The organism is Vibrio sp. Scap24, assembly GCF_013394185.1.
Lineage (GTDB): Bacteria > Pseudomonadota > Gammaproteobacteria > Enterobacterales > Vibrionaceae > Vibrio > Vibrio pomeroyi.
Genome location: NZ_CP041333.1, coordinates 1,859,190 through 1,876,718, shown reverse-complemented (window position 1 = coordinate 1,876,718; position 17,529 = coordinate 1,859,190). Strand labels below are relative to the sequence as shown.

Genomic DNA, 17,529 nt, shown 5'->3' with positions numbered 1-17,529 from the left:
CGGTATGTTAAATGGTAGGCCGTAACAAGCTGTAGAGGAAAGTGCATTGAAGTTAACGAATAAACTCGTACGTTACCCGCACATTGATGTTGATCGTGCGTTTGAAAAAGAAGATGAGCTATTGCAGCAAATACAGGCGGGTGAGATTGGACAAGCCTTAATGCTGTGGCAAGCAAAAACGCCGACACTCGTTTTGCCCTCAGGTAAAAAGTGGCCAGTGACACTAGAGTCTAGAAAACAGCTCGAGGCACAAGGTTGGCAACTTACTTCACGTAAAACAGGTGGCGCTCCTGTTCCCCAATTGCCGGGAATCATTAACCTATCGCACATTTACCATTGGCCTCGTGATGAAGCCTACAACATCCAAAAAGCGTATCTACATCTGTGCAACGTCTTGACCCTGTTTTTTAAAGAGTTAGGCGTTGATGTGGATGTACATGCAACCCCGGGTTCTTACTGTGATGGTGACTACAATCTCAATATCAACAAACAGAAAATAGTGGGTACTGCTCAGCGTGTATTGCTGAAACGAGGGGGTGGTCAAATCGTACTTTCGCAAGCTTGTATCTTATTAGATGCGGACTTAGAGCACATCGTTGCTCCCGTGAACTTTTACAATCAGATTTGCGGCAACCCGACCGTGGTAGAGCCGTACGTTCATACGCTTTTATCTGAACATGTAATGCCCTTGCCCAACGTAGACTCACTCTTTCAGCAGTTAAGCCAAGCCTTTATCAAGCACGCGTAGTGCCGGCCTTTCGTTAACGCCATGCTAATTTGTCGATGGGTGAACCATGTCGATGCTATTTGTTATCACTAGTGAACGCATCGCGACCTTCAAGCTGTTCTTAGCGGCTTTGGCTTAGGGATTTGAATCTGAAAAACTAAGAGATACGTTAGGCGCTGCTGGACTTTGATTATTCCATAATATGGAGTGGCAACGCCTGTCGTTTAGTTTGTTAATGTTTATTCGTTATGAGTTAAATCGAGCGACTACCAAGCAAAGGTCTTAATTACGTTTTGCTTAGTGATCGGGTTATGCGCGATGTCTTGATTGATCTTATCAAGAAACGGCTTGCGCGCTTGAGGGAGCATGCCACGCATTGGCGAGATATTGTTCCCATGATCGCCCCAGTAGTAACAATCGAAGTCCTCTAGGTTTTCGAGCAAGTACTTCTCTTCTTCTAGAATCTGCAATGGTGTCGGCAATACAAATTCGCCGCGCTGCACTTCTTTCTCTAATACTGAACCCGGTTGAACCGCCAAAGCCATCGGTGCAATCGCATCTGGCTGCATGATGTTCAGCAAGCTGGTGGTATTAATCGCATGTTCTTTTGAACGTTCACGACCACCAAGGCCAAAGATAAACGAAGCCAGCACTTTTATGTCGGCTTCACGCGCTAGGTTCATGCCTTCGATTGCGTGCTCACGTGTCATGCGTTTTTGAATACGATCCAGAACAATAGGATCACCTGACTCTAAGCCTGAATACGCCATGCTCAAACCTGCCGATTTGATCTCTTTCAGTTCCGATAAACTCTTACGACGGAAGTCGTTGAAGCCTGAATACAGAGAAATATTTTTGATCTCTGGGAAGATAATTTTGATGTAATCCAGAATCGAAATCAGCATCTCGGTTCGGATTGCCATCACGTTACCATCGACCAAAAAGATAGACTCTACATGCGGGTAGATCTTTCTCGCGGCATCAATATCTTCAAAGATGTCTTTGATGTCTCGTACTTTGAAACGCTTATCATCAAACATCGTGCAGAAGGTACATTGGTTATTGCTGCATCCCAATGTTGTCTGGATGAGAACGCTCTCTGCTTCCATCCAAGGACGATAAACTTTGCCTTCAAAACGCATAAATGCTCCTCGGCCTTAGCCTGTATTGTTTCGACGAGGACAAGTCTAACAATCTGCATCTTGGGTGATAATTGGGCAAAGCAGGGAATCAGTATTAAAGAAATTTTAATAATCGAATGAGCGCGCAGTTCTTCGTCTAGATAGATAGAACTGCGGCTTGGATTGTTGGGGAGTGTTAGTCGTCGTATTTACTAATTAATGATCAGTGCGCGACGCACAACTTCTCTTCGAGTAATTGATCAAGCACCATCACCAGTTGTCGGTTTTTGGCAGGGTCTAATGCATCCGCGTGAGGGTCTTTGAACAATCCAGAATCATTATCAAAATATTTCCCAGAAGCGTTAGCAAACTCTTCACTGAGTGCGGCACGACAGAGGATATCCGCACCAATCGCCAGATCGTTACCATCAACGCCATAAGCATCTTTTACTAGCTTGCTGCCGAGGAAAGAGGCTGGGTTTACAGGGATCACGGCGGGGCCATTCTCTAATCGAGGGTTAGATAAGGAGTTGGCTAATTCGATAGACCACATCGTTAGCGCAAGCTTACTTTGTGCGTAAACTGGGCCATCCAGTTCGCCTGCATTTGGGCTGGTAAGTGCGTCTAAATCTACGGATGATTGCGCTGCTGAAGATAGGTTCACGATACGACCTGTCGCATCAAAAAGAGGGAGCAGCTTCTGTGTCAGAAGATAGGGCGCAATGGTGTTCACCACAAAACGCACATCAAGATTATCTGGAGTAGTGACGTCTGACACCTTGTAGACGCCAGCGTTGTTGATGAGTATATCGAGTCGCTTGTGATTACTTTTGATTTGGGTCGCGAGCTTATCAACATCGGAGAGCGTCGATAGGTCGGCGATATAGCTTTCGATGACGGCGTTTTTAGACAGGCGAGATAAAGCCGTCACGACTTTGTGGACCTTGGCTGGGTTGCGGCCATGAATGAGAACGTGGTGTCCTTGCTGAGTCAGCGCTTTTGCGGTCTCTAAACCAATGCCATCTGTGGCTCCTGTGATCAGAATTATTTTTTGCATTTTTGATCCTTCAAAAAATAGTTTGAACAACGTTATAACAAAGATTAATGACACATAGTTGCATTTGGCTCACAGGCTGAAGACTCAAATGTGAGTCTATGGGACAAAAAAAGGCTAATTTAAAGATAAATGGGTCAGTTTTCGGCTGACCCAAATAAGGGAAGTGAACGAGCTATTTGATGTCTTGAACGTTCATAACCAGAGTTTCCCAGTTACGTTGGTTTTCGATATCGTGCTCTAAGCCTTGCTCATCGGCAATTTGGAAACGCTTAACCGCTGGGGTTTTGCTGGTTGCTTGGTACAGCCAGTATGCTTCCGCTTTTAGTGCTTCTTCGATAGGTTTGTCGATGGATTCGTACACCGCTTGCTTACATGCGTTGATCGATTCTGCTGGGAATTTTGAAATTCGTTTCGCTAGCGTATCAACGTATTCACCAATCTCATCCGGCTCTAAAGCCTTGTTGATGGTGCCGTACGCTTCCGCTTCATCGGCATCAAAATCTCGAGCACTTAGGATGATTTCGAGTGCGCGACCTAAGCCAACTTGGCGAGCCATACGTGATGCGCCACCGCCACAAGGAAGGATGCCCATGCCCACTTCCATTTGCATGAATTTGTACTTGCCACGAGCAGCGAATCGCATATCACACGCCAGTGCAAATTCATGGCCTCCACCTCGTGCGAAACCTTCAAGTTTGGCAATGGTGGCTTGTGGTAGTTTGCTGATGCGCTCTAACACAGATTGCAGGTCGAGCAGTTTTGCTTCTTCACGAGACACAGCTTCTGTCGACATGTATTTTAACAAATTGGTGTCGTAGTGACAGACCCAAATCTCAGGGTTTGCTGATTGGAATACCACAACCTTGATGTCACGGTCGCGCTCCAGCCTCATTGCTAAGCCATTTAAATCGGCAAGCATCTCTTGCCCTTGAACATTCACAGTACCGAAGTCAAAAGTGACGGTAAGAATCCCATCTTCGGCTTGAGCTTTAAACGTTGTATAACCTTGATATGCCATTTCCATATTCCTTCTGAAAGATTTCATTTCAGCCTATTCGGTGGTGAATGCGGCCTAAATTCAGGCTAGCTAGGAATGCTCAAACCAACAATTAACCATTAAACGAAACACTATTAACGAATTATTAAGAGTGATCTTTTGGTTGCTAAATTAAATAAATTCAATGTGTTAAATGAGACTTGTTGTTTTGATTGTGCTTACCAACTCGATTGTTAACGAAAACTAAAAACTCATTCAGCCTTTAGCGCTCTTATTATTTCACTCTGGCTTCGTATACTGCTCAACTAGGCCATTAATGCCCCACACAACAGATGAGAGTAAACCGACCTATGTTGATGCGATCCGCGACTTTGAAAACCATTATTGATAAAACGCTGCCCCTGACGTTGGGTGTGTTTGCGATCATGATGGTGCAACTGGTCGACTCGATTTTTATCGGTCAACTTGGGGTGAATGAGCTGGCTGTTCACGGTATTACCTTGCCATTTCAGGCGGCATTTACGGGTGTTCAAGTGGGCATTGGTGTGGCGGCAACGTCTATTATTTCTCAGGCGGTGGGAGCAAAAGAGCAACGAAAATCGACCTCAATCGCCACACTGTCGGTTGGCTTCGGCGTCACAATCATCGCCTTGATTTGCCTTGGGTTAGTGGTTTTTGGCGACTCTGTTTTTGCATCGTTCGTCAATGATGTGTCTGAGGCGCAATACCAATCTATGTTGTCGATTTTTAATGTGTATTGGCCACTGTGGTTGTTCAGTGCACTGACTGTCGCTGCTCTTTATTTGGCAACCTGTGTTTATCGAGCAAACGGTGATATCAAAACGACAGGCAGCATGTTTTTGGCTGCCAGTGTGATTAACCTGATTCTCGACCCTATTCTAATCTTTGGCTTGGATATGGGTATTGCAGGCGCAGCGATTGCGTCCAGCATTGGCTACGCATTCGGTGCGATTTACATGTTGGTTAGATCACGAGGTAAAGGGTGGTTTGGCTTTAATGGTGCGTGCAACGACCAGATCAGAGGCTATTGCTTTGAGTTAATTAAGACGGTCATTCCTACCACGGCTAATCAGATTCTACCCGCGATAAGTGCGTTCGTTTCCGTGCTTTTGATTGCTCGAATCGGCACAAGTGAGATGGCTTTTTGGAGCCTATTAGCACGTGTCGAAAGCTTTATGTTGGTGTTCTCATTGGCTCTGACCATGTCGATTCCTCCAATGATAGGCCGTTACTTAGGCGCGCAGCAACGATGTAAAATCCCTGAATTATTGAATAGTACCGCGAAGTTCCTATTGATTTTCCACACCGCGATGGCGGCACTATTAGCTATTTTTAGTGGCTGGATTATTCCTGTGATTTCAGAAGAGCAGAGCATTCGAAGCTGGTTTGAAGTGACTTTGCTGTTCATACCATTTAGCTATGGGCCACTGGGACTTTGCATGTTGGTGGCTTCGGTGTTTAACGCATTGGGTGTGCCTCGCAAAGCGTTGAGTGTGTCCTTCTCTCGCCTGTTTGTGTTCTACATTCCGGCGATATGGCTAGGGGCGCTAACCGGAGATATGATCAATGCGGTTATTGCTGCGACCATCGCCAATGTTTTAGCGGGCGCTTTTGCATGGTTTAAGCTTAATGCCTATATTAAAACTCACATTATTCCTCGTGCCGCCGCTGCCAATAAGCCGTGTGCACTCAGCGCAGGCTAATAAATATTGATGAATATTGAACATCTAAAACTGTTTGTGCGACTCGCATCTACGCACAATATCAGTCAAGCCGGACAAGAACTGGGGTTGTCGCCTCCGGTTGCTAGTATTCATATTGGTAAGTTGGAAGAGAGCCTTGGTGCTCGTCTTGTGCATCGCACCACGCGAAAGGTGTCTCTTACTGAAGAGGGCATGGCATTTCTCCCTCATGCTAAACAAATTTTGTTGAGTGTGGAGGCGGGTGTCGCGTCGGTCGGAACCGGTAACGAACTGCCAAAAGGTGTATTACGAATATCTGCTCCGTCATCGTTTGGTCGAATGCATGTTATGCCCGCGTTGAAAGGCTTCTTAGCTAAGTATCCTGATTTGTCGGTCGATATTTCACTGAGTGATTCAATCGTCGACTTGGTTGATGGTGGTTTCGATGTGGCGATCCGTAATGCCGAGCTTCAAAACTCAAGCCTGATCGCTCGTAAGCTTTCTACGGATAAACGCATTTTGTGTGCGTCGCCAGAATACTTAGCCGCTCATGGTTATCCTGAAACGCCAGAAGATCTCAAGCAACATCAATGCATTAATCAAACCGGTTTGGAAGGTTGGACATTCGATACGCCCGAAGGTGATATCACCATCAAGAAAAAGGGCGCGATTCGTGTCGATCATGGTGAAGCGGTAAGGGATGTGTGTGTTGATGGTTTAGGCATTGCGATGTGCGCGTCATGGATTGCTTATAAGCAGTTAGCTGAGGGCACATTGGTCGAGGTGTTGCCGGATTACCCGTTAAAAGATGCGGCTGCGATTTGGGCGGTATACCCGAGTGCTCAATTGCTTGCGCCTAAGGTGCGTGTCTTTATCGATTACTTTGTTCAATATTACGGTTCGCCATCTTATTGGGACTGTGAAGTGAACGGTCAAACGCAGTAAATCACCCAACTACGACACAATAAACAAGAAAGCCCCGACCAAAGGCTGGGGCTTGTTTTATGTTCTTTATAGAACGTTTTTTCTAGCTAACTGCTTGTTGTTTTTATTAGGTTTAATGTATCGGGCATTTAATGAGCGTGTACCGTTGAATCTTGGTATAGCTCAGCGTCCACTTCTTCGCCTTTATTCGGGCGCGGAACAATCTCAAACGAGGTGTCAGCCTCAGTCAGTGAAGACAACAGCTTGTTCAAAGACGACTTGTCACCTTTCACGCCTGCTTGTCCTTCTTCTAACAGCTTATTGAGTGTCGTTTCTTTCAACACGATGTCAGACACGTCTGATTTATTGATGATCAGTGTGGTGTCAGCCTCTTGCAGTTCGCTTACTTGAATGTTGTTTAGGTTTCCGTTCGACATTTCTACGTAGTAGAACTCTTTCACGTCAGGCAGCTGAATGTTCATGGTGAACGGCGTGTCTTGCGCCTTCAATGAATCCACTTTTACCGCTAAGTAATCCAGCAGGTTCTCGATAGTCATGTTCGCCAATACATCCGGAGAAGCGGTTTTCGGCGCACCCGGTTGTGTGCCGATACGCAGCTCTTGTGCACCTGTTAGGTAGATGTTTCTCCAGCCCGCACCTTCAGATTGGTAACCTAGCTGTTCGTAAGTATCGGCCAGTAAGCCACGTGCGACTTTGTTTTCTGGCTCTGCTTGAACAACCTTGTTCAACGCCGTTGCGACAAAGCGGTATTCACCTTGTTTAAAGTCTTGCTGCGCTTTTTCAATTACAGCGTCGCTGCCACCCATGTATTCCACAAATTTGACCGACTCAGGATGAATTTGTAGCGGGTTCAGGTTCGCAGGGTTCATATCGAAGTAGCCAAGGTACATGTTGTACACCGCGCGAGCGTTATGTGAGTAAGTACCGTGATAACCATTGGTGTGCCAAGATTGTTGAATGCTGTCTGGCATCACTTTGTAGATCTCATCGCCGATGTCTTGCAGAACCACGCCGTTATTCGCTAAGCGAAGGGTTTGGTTGTGAGTAAAGCCGTACGCGTCACGCTGCATTTTTAGGTAATCAGAGATCTCTTGTTCGCCCCAAATTGGCGATGAGTGAGAAGCAAACAACACTTCAGTTTCTTCACCCCAAGTCACCAGCATTTCGTTGATTTTCTTAGACCACTTCAAGCCATCACGCACCTTTGCACCGCGCAGCGTATACAGGTTGTGCATGCCTTGGTAGGTCAACTCACCTGTCCAAAGTGCCTTCATGCTTGGTATATACGTCACCATTTCAGAGGCGGCTTCAGTGCCCGATGCATCCATGAATTGCATTTCTAGACCATCGATAACCAGCGTCTCAATTTCTTCGTTATGGTTGAGTTCGTAATCTGGCAATACGTAAGTGATGGTGCCCGTCGACAAGCCTTTCGCGAGTGCCGCATCCACAATACCGTGTTCATGGCGATTCAGTGTCGCACCATATTGATAAGCGGTACGGCGAGACATCGCGTTACCCGCTAATACGTTTTCATCTACGATTTCTTTAGTGATGTTTTTAGAACCGTACACCTTTACATCTGGGTACGCTTCTTTGATCGCTCTCGCGCCACCAAAGTGATCGGCGTGAGAGTGAGAATAGATCATCGCGACGATAGGTAAGTTACCGCCGTCAGGGACATTCTTTTGGAAAAACTTAAGTGATTTCTCCGCGGACTCTTTAGTAAGTAGCACGTCATAAGCGATCCAACCGTTGTCACTGCGGATGAAAGAGATAGACGCTAAATCGGCACCGCGAACTTGGTAAACCTTACCTGGGACAACCTCATACAGGCCTTCGGCAGCTTGGTTCAATACCGCTTGTCGCCACAATGATGGGTTCACTGAATCTGGTGCTTTGTCGGCGTTGGTGACACTGGGTTCGATAAAGTTGAAACTGTTTCGGATGATATCGCCAGTTTCTTGGTCGAAGCTCGCGATCAGGCCTCTGTTGTTATTGTCGAAGGCGCGCGTGTCTGAGTAGTTCAGCGTTTTCGCAAACTCTTGGTTGGCTTGTGCGGTCATCTCGGTCGCGTCTTTGCCACCTTGATCGCCAATCTCACTAAAGTGTGCGTGGTCGTGATTCGCTGCAATGGATGGAAATGCCAGAGAGATTGCAAGGAACAGGGATGCGTTCTTGAAAGTACGTGAAGTTGTCATTAGAGCCTCTTCAATTCGGATTTCGTTTCGATGAGGAAATTGTATGGCTAACACATATAGTAAAAAATAAAGTAAGCTTTATTTAACACATAACGAACTGTTATGTGTTGTACGCTTTATCAGTGACCTATTGAAAACCGAACCTTGTCGTATGCTCGATACGACTTCAAGCAAACATGGAGAGTAGCCGTGAGTGATGTTGAAAAGTTAGACCTGAATTTACTGAGCGTGTTCTTGGAAGTGTATCGATTAAAGTCGATTACCTTAGCCTCGGAATCCCTTGGTATGACTCAACCCGGAGTCAGCGGTGCATTGAAGCGACTGCAATCTCAATTGGATACCGACCTCTTTATTCGCGAAGGGCGTGGGATCACTCCGACCAATGCGGCGGTACAATTGGCAATCCGAGTTGAGCCGGCGTTAGAAGGGATAACCAGCGCGGTCAGCACACTAAAGCAGTTCGATAATCAGCAACATCATGTGTTTCGCATTCTGGTTAACGAGATCGGTCTCACCAAGCTTCAACCTCTTGTTGAGCAAGATGATACGTTGGGTAATATCTCGATCGAGTTCAATATGGTGCCGAATAACGAAGAAGAGTTATTGCAGAGCTTGAGTATGCAGCAGGCCGATTTGGCGATCGATATTCACTACCCTCAAGTGAATGGTTACATGAAGCAACCTGTGATTGAAGATGAACTTGTGCTCATTGCAAGAAAAGGACACCCCAGAATCAATGGTTCGGTGACCGAAGAACAATATTACAACGAGAAGCACATTACTTTTCGGATGCGTCGTACTCGCTTGTATACGGCAGATTACTTCACTAAATCACCACTCAAGCAACGTAAGGTCAGCGCAGAATGTGACTCGCTGATGACCATGTGTGTATTGGTGTCGGGCTCAGATTGCGTAGGCAGTACATCGCGTGATTTTGCTAATCAGTTTGCAGAAGCCTTCCAACTACAAGTGCTAGATCAGCCGTTTGAAATACTGCCAATGCAGCAATACATGATTTGGCATAAACGAACCGATGTGAACTCGGCTCACCAGTGGCTGCGAAACAAAATTCAGCAGTACATGAACAAGTCTGCAATCAGTTAAATTTCTAGACAACCCTTATAAAAACGGCCTCGAAAATGAGGCCGTTTCTGTATCTGATTGTTCCACTTTTATTGCTTTAAAGGCGGAATTGATTTGAGCCTAACTCGCTTTTTGTCGGCGCTTTTCACGTGCGTTTTTGATCATCTGAGCTGGGGATAAGCCCGTCACCAACATAGTTCCTGTGATAACAAGAATGGAACCAACCACTGTGTTGATACCAATCGCCTCATCTAAGAATAAGTTCCCCCAAAGGATACCAAACACCGGAATCAAGAAGGTGACTGATAGTGCCGAAGGCGCGCCAAGCTCATTGATGAGGTTGAAATAAAGTAGGTACGCTAACCCAGTACAAACAGCACCTAACAAAATGACTGATGTGGTAATCGTGAGATCGGGTGCTTCTCTCATCGGAATGAAGAACACAAATGGTAATACGATTAACACCGCCGCCCACATGCTGCCGTGTGCGTTATTGAAGGCTTCTACTTTTGGAGCTGTTTTGGTGTAGTTAGATGCGATGCCGTAACTAAACGCAGCCATAACTGCGGCGAAAATAGGAATAATCGCTTCTTGTCCTATGTTCATCGCATCCCAACCGACCAACACGCATACACCCGTGACACCGATACCTAACCCGAGTAATACCTTGCTCTCAAGCGCTGTTTTTGTCCAAATCGCCCCGATGATCGCGGCCCAAATTGGCGCTGTGGAGTTAAGAATGGCAAGCGTCGACGCATTGAGTGTTTGAGCCGCATAAGCGAAAAACAGAAAAGGAAGCGCGGTGTTAAACAACCCAAGAATGAAAAAGTGTTTCGCGTGAACATTAAAAGAGAGCTTCCTTTTCAGATAAAAAGAAACCAAGAGTAGGGTGATTGCTGCGCATAGAACTCGCGCTTCAATTAGGACTGCTGGGCCTAAAGGATTAGCCGCAATTCTCATGAAAAGGAACGAGCCTCCCCATATTGCAGCTAGCATGATCAGTTTTAAAAAGCTCACAGTGTAAATCTCGGATTGTGTAAAAACCCGACTATGGATCAAAGCTATGTATTACACAAACTTAGATGTTAATACTGTGCAGCTAATTGTTGTTATTTTGATAATTCAAACGTTCTTTAAATAGGAACATCTATGATGAATTCTGTTCTGTTTATCCTTCCTTGTTTGGCGAGTAATCTAGTGTCATACGTAAACATTAGGTGATAAAAATGAAGATTGAACATATTGCGATTTGGACCAAACAACTCGAAGTACTTAAACGCTTTTATGAGGATTACTTTGGTGCGACATCTAACCAGAAATACCACAACCCAACCAAAGGCTTCTCGTCTTACTTCTTATCTTTTGAGAGTGGTAGCCGCTTAGAGATCATGGAAATGGACTCGGTTCCTGAATCGAAAGATGACATCTATGATCAATTCACCGGCTTCATTCACATGGCGATTTCATTAGGGTCGGAGCAGGCTGTCGATGAACTGACTCGCCGCTTGGTTGAAGAGGGTTATGAGCGCTTAGATGGGCCAAGAAGAACAGGTGATGGCTATTATGAGAGCTGTGTACTCGATCCTGATGGTAATCGCTTGGAACTTACCGTTTAATGTAGAGACTTAATTGAGTTACTCATCTACGAACGGAACTGAGGTATTACAATGATAAAGCGTGCTGTGACTTTTCTTTTTAGTCTTGGGCTTATGGGATGTGCTACCTCAGAACCGGTTTATGAGCCAGAGACTGACTCTAAGCCTGAACCATCACAGCCAATAGGCTACCTCGGCTTTAAAGCTCACCAAGAGTGGGCGTTTAAATTCAATGACTGCACCGTTTATGATTTAACCGGCGCACAGCCTTACCAATGGTTTGATCGCACTTCAGAGTCTGTCAGCTGTTATACGTTTAAGCCAACCGATGCTATCGAGCCTATGCTGGTTTACACCAATGCTGACTTCAACAGCAACAAACTCACTCCGATTAATCGCTTCCAAGAACTGCAAGTATCAAAATCAGGCTGGGGCAGTTTTCCTAGCGTCTATGAGACAAGCGGCACCAATTGGTTGAGGGTCAAAGAAGGTTGGATTCACCTCACTTTAGCCGATCAAACGCTCGTACAGTTCTATCCTGGCACTCAAGACCAATCAGCTAAATCACAACACGACCAGTATTTCGAGCAGCATTGATTGTTAGATCATAAATGCCCCTATCAAATGTGAAGGGGCAAATTAAGTCGTGAATTACTGAGTTTTCTTTCGCTTGATTACAAAGGGCATAACCGCACTGAAAACGATCACTGCTGCGCCAATCAACGCCAAGCTGTTTGGTAATTCTGCGAATAACAGGTACCCAAGAATCATTGAGTAGATCATCTGTGAATATTCGACATTCGATACCACGTTCGCTTCTCCCCACTTGTAGGCAGTGACCCCAAACCATTGGCCGATGGAAGAAATCACGCCGACCAACACCAACAAAGCGAGTTCAGACCATGTTGGCCATTGCCATTCAATGATCGCAGGGATAAGTGCGACGGCTCCAACAAAGATCGCTTGATAAGCCAGCACCACAACCTTAGATTCGATATTCGCCATTTTTCTTACACAGATAACGGCTATTGCTGCGCCTAACGCTGCTACCAAGCCCGTCCCAACGTAGAACAGAGATTCGCTCTCTAGGGTCGGCTGCACAACCAACATCACCCCAGTAAATCCGACTAATATGGTTGTCATTCGTGCCCAACCAACGTTTTCTTGTAGGAACAGACGGGAAATGACCGCCACAAATAATACCTTCATAAACCCTAACGCTGTTGCGTCGGCAAACGGAATGTTACTCACGGTTAAGAAGCTAAAGTAGAGTGCGATGAATGCCCCAGTGACACGCCATACATGCATTGACACCATCTTAGGATTGAACATCGCATCCATGTTACTGACGATAGAAGGCATCAGTAGGGTGACAAAAACTAACTGTCGGAATAGCAATATTTGGAAAATGTCGATGGTCTGGCTGAGCTCTCGCACAATCACGCCGACTAAAATAAACAGCGCGTTTGAAATTAAAGCGAGTGCAATTCCTTTTGCGGGATCGGATAGTCCATTAAAAAAAGAAAGCAGCGGCTGAGGGGCTGCAAAGGAACGATGGATAGACATAACACACCTCGTGATAAGTGAGTGCAGAGCATAAGCCCTACACCGGTAGACGGGTCAACAGATAGGAGTAGTAAGTGAGCAATACCCATTGAAGAGTCAATGAAGGCATTGCTAGAGGCCGCTGGTTTTCATTTTGCCAGCGATATAGTGAGTCGAGGTCGTTATCTAAAACGCAGGTCTGCCCAACGAGCCAAACCTGCGGTCACTGAGCCAAAGTAATTACCCGCCACGATAGGCGTGTTCGGTAAAACGGATTGAATTGCGTCACGTAAAATAGGCGAACGAGCCGAACCGCCTGTCATGTAAATCACATCCGGCTTAGTTTGGCTTTGTGCTAGAGCTTCTTTCACTAAGGCTTGGATCTTACGGGTCGGGTCAGCAATGGCGTCTTTCATATGTTCGCTTAACATTGGGATGGTTAGTAGCTCATTTTTTAGGTCGATACTTGCCTCGTAATGCGCTTGTTCACCCAATGCTATCTTCGCGTTCTCAGCTTCTTTGATTAGGCCGTAACCTAGGCTGTTTTGTTGAACCTTTATCAATCGAGCGAGTTTCTCTGGCACCAGAGATTCACCCATCAAACTCTTAAGTTCGATGAGGTTATCGCTACCGTAGAAACGTCGTTGAGCTTGTACATCATTGATGGCGATAGGGTTCCAAAACTGAGTAATTGGAATTGCCAAGCCTGATTTGCGTAAGCTGTGGATACCAAACTCAGACATAAAGTTCTTAAAAGCGACAAAAATATCCAGATCATTGCCGCCGATCAGTTGGCCTGTATGACCAAGTAAAGATTCAGAACGCTCAACTTTTCCGACCCATTTAGGTCCCATGCGAATCATCGAACAATCGGTGGTGCCTCCACCAATATCGACGACCAACACATTCTGTTCTTCGGTTAATGTTGATTCGTATTCAAGCCCTGCTGCAACAGGTTCGAATTGAAACTCAACCTGTTGGAAGCCAGCGCGAGTCGCTGCTCTCTCTAGAATGCCTTGAGCTTGCAGGTTGGATGCGTCACCGCCGCGGCCTTGAAAGTTAATCGGGCGACCGATCACCGCTTGAGTGATATCTTGTTGAATGGATGCCTCTGCTTGGCGTTTCACATTCGCCATCATGGCACAGACCAAGTCTTCAAAAAACGACAGTTGTAGATCCCTTAACCCCACAGTGCCAAGGAACGATTTGGGTGATTTAACGTAGTAGATCTCTTTGGGATCTTCTAGATAAAGATCGAGTGCGGGTTGTCCGAAACGTACATCGTCAGCTTGAACGTCAATGCCTTCATTGCGGTTCATCTTCATTGCGCGACTCAAAACACTTTCGCCGATTTCACCAATCGGTTTGATGTCTAAACAACGAAACAAATACTCTGAAACTGTTTCTGCGGTTGGCGCACTCAACGTTGAAGGGATGTAGTAGTCATTACCCACCAAAGGGATCTGTTTTACCTCTTGATTCACCACTTGAGCAACCGAACAATTTGCGGTTCCGTAATCAAATCCAATAGCCATAATATCTACCTCATCTAACAGTTTTACGTGGTTCACAGGCCGTATTTGAGCCTGTGAATTGCTTGTCATGCCACAAGCAAGCCGCGCAGTCTAAAGCCTACACTTGTAGACGGGTCAAACGAGAATTTGAAGTTTATCTAATGTAGTGAGAGCCCTCTCTGATCAAAAAAAGATCAAAAATGTATTGTTGAAACCGGTTTCATTCTGTATCTTTACTTTTATTGAAATCGGTTTCAGAGCTGTGATTGCTTCTCTAATCCTGATCTTTTCACGAATAACTTGTAGCGAGTAATGGTATGAACAACGAATTTCCAAACGATTTTTTATGGGGCGGTGCGGTTGCGGCGCATCAGCTAGAAGGCGGCTGGGATGCGAATGGTAAAGGTGTGAGTGTGGTCGATGTGTTAACGGCAGGCGCTCATGGTGTTCAACGTCGAATCACCGATGGTGTGATTGATGGCGAAAACTACCCAAACCAAGTAGCGGTTGATTTTTACCACCGTTACAAAGAGGACATTAAGTTATTCGCTGAGATGGGCTTTAAGTGTTTTAGAACCAGTATTGCTTGGACGCGTATTTTCCCAAATGGCGATGAAGCAGAGCCGTGTGAAGCAGGTTTAGCCTTTTACGATGACCTATTTGACGAGCTTCTGAAATACGATATTCAGCCAGTCGTGACGCTGAGCCATTTTGAAATGCCTTACCATCTAGCCAAAGAATATGGCGGCTGGATGAACCGTAAAGTGATCGACTTCTTCGTTAAGTACTCGACCACAGTAATGGATCGATACCAGCACAAAGTGAAGTACTGGATGACGTTTAACGAGATCAATAATCAGATGAACACCTCGGCAGACATCTTCGGTTGGTTATGCTCTGGCGTGAAGTTCCCGCAATGCGAAAAGCCGCAAGAAGCGATGTATCAAGCGGTTCACCACCAGTTTGTCGCGAGTGCGTTGGTGGTTAAGAAAGGTCATGAGATCAACCCAAATCTTCAGATCGGTGCAATGTGTGCGATGGTGCCTTTTTACCCTCGATCATCAAAACCCGAAGATATCATGGTGGCGCAGCAAGCGATGCGTGATCGCTACTTCTTCTCGGATGTGATGGTTCGCGGTCACTACCCAAGCTACGCCAAGCGTGATTGGGCCATCAAAGGCTTTAATATCGAAATGCAGCCTGAAGATGAGCAGATCCTAAAAGAAGGTAAGGCCGATTACTTAGGCTTTAGTTACTACATGTCGAACACATTAGACTCGTCTTCTCACCAATCGACGGATGAAGCGATGGACGGTGGTCATGAAAACTCGGTTGATAACCCGTTTATTAAGTCGAGCGACTGGGGCTGGCCGATTGATCCAACAGGTTTGCGTTTCTGTTTAGCTTCTCTTTATGAACGCTACGAAGTGCCATTGTTCATCGTTGAAAATGGTTTTGGCGCGGTAGATACCATTGAGGAAGATGGCAGTATCAATGATGACTACCGCATCGCTTACCTTGGCGATCACATCAAAGAGATGAAAAAAGCGGTTGCGATTGATGGTGTCGACCTGATGGGTTATACCCCTTGGGGCTGCATCGATTTGGTGTCGTTCACCACAGGTGAGATGAAAAAGCGCTACGGATTCATTTACGTAGATAAGCACAACGACCAATCTGGTTCTTTAGAGCGCAAGCGCAAGAAGTCGTTTGAGTGGTATAAAGGCGTGATTGCATCTAACGGCGCCACTATTTAGAATGCGTTGTGCTGCGTAGTTACACGTAATATAAAGTTATACGCAATATGAATTAGCATTAAATTAGTCGGCTTATGTCGGCTAATTTTTTATATGAGGAAAAGAAGCGAATGGTCACAATGCTTGATGTCGCGAACCGCGCGGGTGTATCAAAGTCGACGGTTTCTCGTGTCTTAAACGGCAAGAATATCGTGCGCCCTGATGTGGTGAAAAAGGTCTTTGATGCGATTCAAGAAACGGGTTATCGACCAAACCTGCTAGCTCAGCAATTGGCGACCAAGAAGACCAACTTCATCGGCTTCGTTATCACTAATGAGCTATTCAACGGCCCTTACTTCTCTTCCTTGATGTATCACGCGGCTTCTTATAGCGAAAAATCGAATCACCAACTGGTTATCACCGATGGTAAACACAGTGCTGAAGACGAAAGGAAGGCGATCAATTTCCTACTCGACATGAAATGCGCCGGCATCATCATTTATCCGCAATGTTTAACGGAAAGCGAGATAGTGCAGATTATCGAAAGCACTGATACGCCGATTTTAGTGCTCAACCGAGAAATGCCTTCGAAGCCCAATCATGCAATCACCACAGACCATTACCAAAGTGCTTGTTTGATGGTTGAACACATCATCGAGCAGGGTCATACGGAGATTGCGGTCATTCGTGGTAAAGCAGGCTCGTCGACCGATGAACAGCGTTATCAAGCCTATCAAGATGTGCTCACCAAGCACGATATTAAGCTAAACGAATCTAACGTTGTTCAGGGCGATTGGACAATGGAGAGTGGCTACCGTGCCGTACAAGCTTTAGTGGAAAGCAAAGCAAGCTTCACTGCAATTCTGTCTGAAAACGATGATATGGCGATTGGTGCGATTAAGGCATTAACTGAGCTGGGATATTCTTTACCTCAAGATATCTCTATTGTCGGCTTTGATAACAGTAAGGTGGGTGCATTTCTTACACCTAGCCTGACTTCGGTGAGTGTGCCATTAGAGCAAATGACGCAAAAGGCGATTCTGCAAATCGTCGGTGAAACTAAGCAAGCACAAGCCTTGGATACGACGGGCAGTTTAGTGATTCGTGATTCAATCGCTCAGCGTATTTAAGCTCAATTAACAGAGAGTCGATTTCATATTTAGCCTACAAAAAGTGATGGGCTACACATCTCTGAAATAGAGCTCAAACCTTGCTTACTCCGTTTTATTAGATGTACGATATTGCGTTTTTTGGTCGATGTGTTGACCATTATTAGGTAAGTAATGTGAAAGAGTAGGTAAGTAA

Annotated in this window: 15 protein-coding genes; 8 read left to right on the top strand and 7 right to left on the bottom strand. The window is 45.7% G+C overall.

What is annotated here, in order from left to right:
• Positions 1-46 precede the first annotated feature (46 nt).
• On the top strand, positions 47-748 hold the full coding sequence (locus tag FLM53_RS23615) for a lipoate--protein ligase (protein ID WP_176679153.1): 702 nt from the start codon (positions 47-49) through the stop codon (positions 746-748).
• A 245-nt stretch (positions 749-993) separates the two neighbouring features.
• Here FLM53_RS23615 and FLM53_RS23610 read toward each other — a convergent pair whose 3' ends face one another.
• The 3 genes from FLM53_RS23610 to FLM53_RS23600 form a co-directional block, all read right to left on the bottom strand.
• Complete coding sequence (locus FLM53_RS23610; RefSeq protein WP_176679154.1) at positions 994-1,869, bottom strand: radical SAM protein; 876 nt, start codon at positions 1,867-1,869, stop codon at positions 994-996.
• Positions 1,870-2,071: 202 nt separating this feature from the next.
• Positions 2,072-2,905: an SDR family NAD(P)-dependent oxidoreductase gene (locus tag FLM53_RS23605; protein ID WP_176679155.1), complete on the bottom strand. Its 834-nt coding sequence runs from the start codon at positions 2,903-2,905 to the stop codon at positions 2,072-2,074.
• Positions 2,906-3,077: 172 nt separating this feature from the next.
• A complete protein-coding gene (locus FLM53_RS23600; RefSeq protein WP_176679156.1) occupies positions 3,078-3,923 on the bottom strand; it encodes an enoyl-CoA hydratase/isomerase family protein in 846 nt (281 codons plus the stop codon).
• Positions 3,924-4,252: 329 nt separating this feature from the next.
• On the opposite strand from FLM53_RS23600, the gene FLM53_RS23595 reads away from it, so the two are divergent.
• Both FLM53_RS23595 and FLM53_RS23590 read left to right on the top strand, forming a co-directional pair.
• Positions 4,253-5,626 (top strand): MATE family efflux transporter, encoded by a 1,374-nt coding sequence (locus FLM53_RS23595; RefSeq protein ID WP_176679157.1) that lies wholly within the window; start codon positions 4,253-4,255, stop codon positions 5,624-5,626.
• 9 nt (positions 5,627-5,635) lie between these two features.
• Positions 5,636-6,550 (top strand): LysR family transcriptional regulator, encoded by a 915-nt coding sequence (locus FLM53_RS23590; RefSeq protein ID WP_176679158.1) that lies wholly within the window; start codon positions 5,636-5,638, stop codon positions 6,548-6,550.
• A 128-nt stretch (positions 6,551-6,678) separates the two neighbouring features.
• Here the strand turns inward: FLM53_RS23590 and FLM53_RS23585 are convergent, their stop codons facing one another.
• Entirely contained in the window at positions 6,679-8,751 is a 2,073-nt protein-coding gene (locus FLM53_RS23585) for an alkyl/aryl-sulfatase (RefSeq protein ID WP_176679159.1), read from the bottom strand.
• 189 nt (positions 8,752-8,940) lie between these two features.
• Between FLM53_RS23585 and FLM53_RS23580 the strand changes: the two genes are divergently transcribed.
• A complete protein-coding gene (locus FLM53_RS23580) occupies positions 8,941-9,855 on the top strand; it encodes a LysR family transcriptional regulator (RefSeq protein ID WP_176679160.1) in 915 nt (304 codons plus the stop codon).
• Positions 9,856-9,954: 99 nt separating this feature from the next.
• Here the strand turns inward: FLM53_RS23580 and FLM53_RS23575 are convergent, their stop codons facing one another.
• Entirely contained in the window at positions 9,955-10,851 is an 897-nt protein-coding gene (locus FLM53_RS23575; protein WP_176679161.1) for a DMT family transporter, read from the bottom strand.
• A 209-nt stretch (positions 10,852-11,060) separates the two neighbouring features.
• On the opposite strand from FLM53_RS23575, the gene FLM53_RS23570 reads away from it, so the two are divergent.
• Together FLM53_RS23570 and FLM53_RS23565 are read left to right on the top strand one after the other, a co-directional pair.
• The gene (locus tag FLM53_RS23570) at positions 11,061-11,450 is read left to right on the top strand and encodes a VOC family protein (protein ID WP_171731289.1); all 390 of its coding nucleotides are present in this window, start codon (positions 11,061-11,063) and stop codon (positions 11,448-11,450) included.
• A gap of 51 nt (positions 11,451-11,501) precedes the next feature.
• A complete protein-coding gene (locus FLM53_RS23565; RefSeq protein WP_176679162.1) occupies positions 11,502-12,026 on the top strand; it encodes a hypothetical protein in 525 nt (174 codons plus the stop codon).
• Between the two features lie 54 nt (positions 12,027-12,080).
• Here FLM53_RS23565 and FLM53_RS23560 read toward each other — a convergent pair whose 3' ends face one another.
• Entirely contained in the window at positions 12,081-12,995 is a 915-nt protein-coding gene (locus FLM53_RS23560) for a DMT family transporter (RefSeq protein WP_176679163.1), read from the bottom strand.
• 161 nt (positions 12,996-13,156) lie between these two features.
• Entirely contained in the window at positions 13,157-14,509 is a 1,353-nt protein-coding gene (gene yegD / locus FLM53_RS23555) for a molecular chaperone (RefSeq protein ID WP_176679164.1), read from the bottom strand.
• Positions 14,510-14,805: 296 nt separating this feature from the next.
• On the opposite strand from yegD, the gene FLM53_RS23550 reads away from it, so the two are divergent.
• Together FLM53_RS23550 and FLM53_RS23545 are read left to right on the top strand one after the other, a co-directional pair.
• Complete coding sequence (locus FLM53_RS23550; RefSeq protein ID WP_176679165.1) at positions 14,806-16,245, top strand: 6-phospho-beta-glucosidase; 1,440 nt, start codon at positions 14,806-14,808, stop codon at positions 16,243-16,245.
• 110 nt (positions 16,246-16,355) lie between these two features.
• On the top strand, positions 16,356-17,354 hold the full coding sequence (locus FLM53_RS23545) for a LacI family DNA-binding transcriptional regulator (protein ID WP_176679166.1): 999 nt from the start codon (positions 16,356-16,358) through the stop codon (positions 17,352-17,354).
• Positions 17,355-17,529 lie beyond the last annotated feature (175 nt).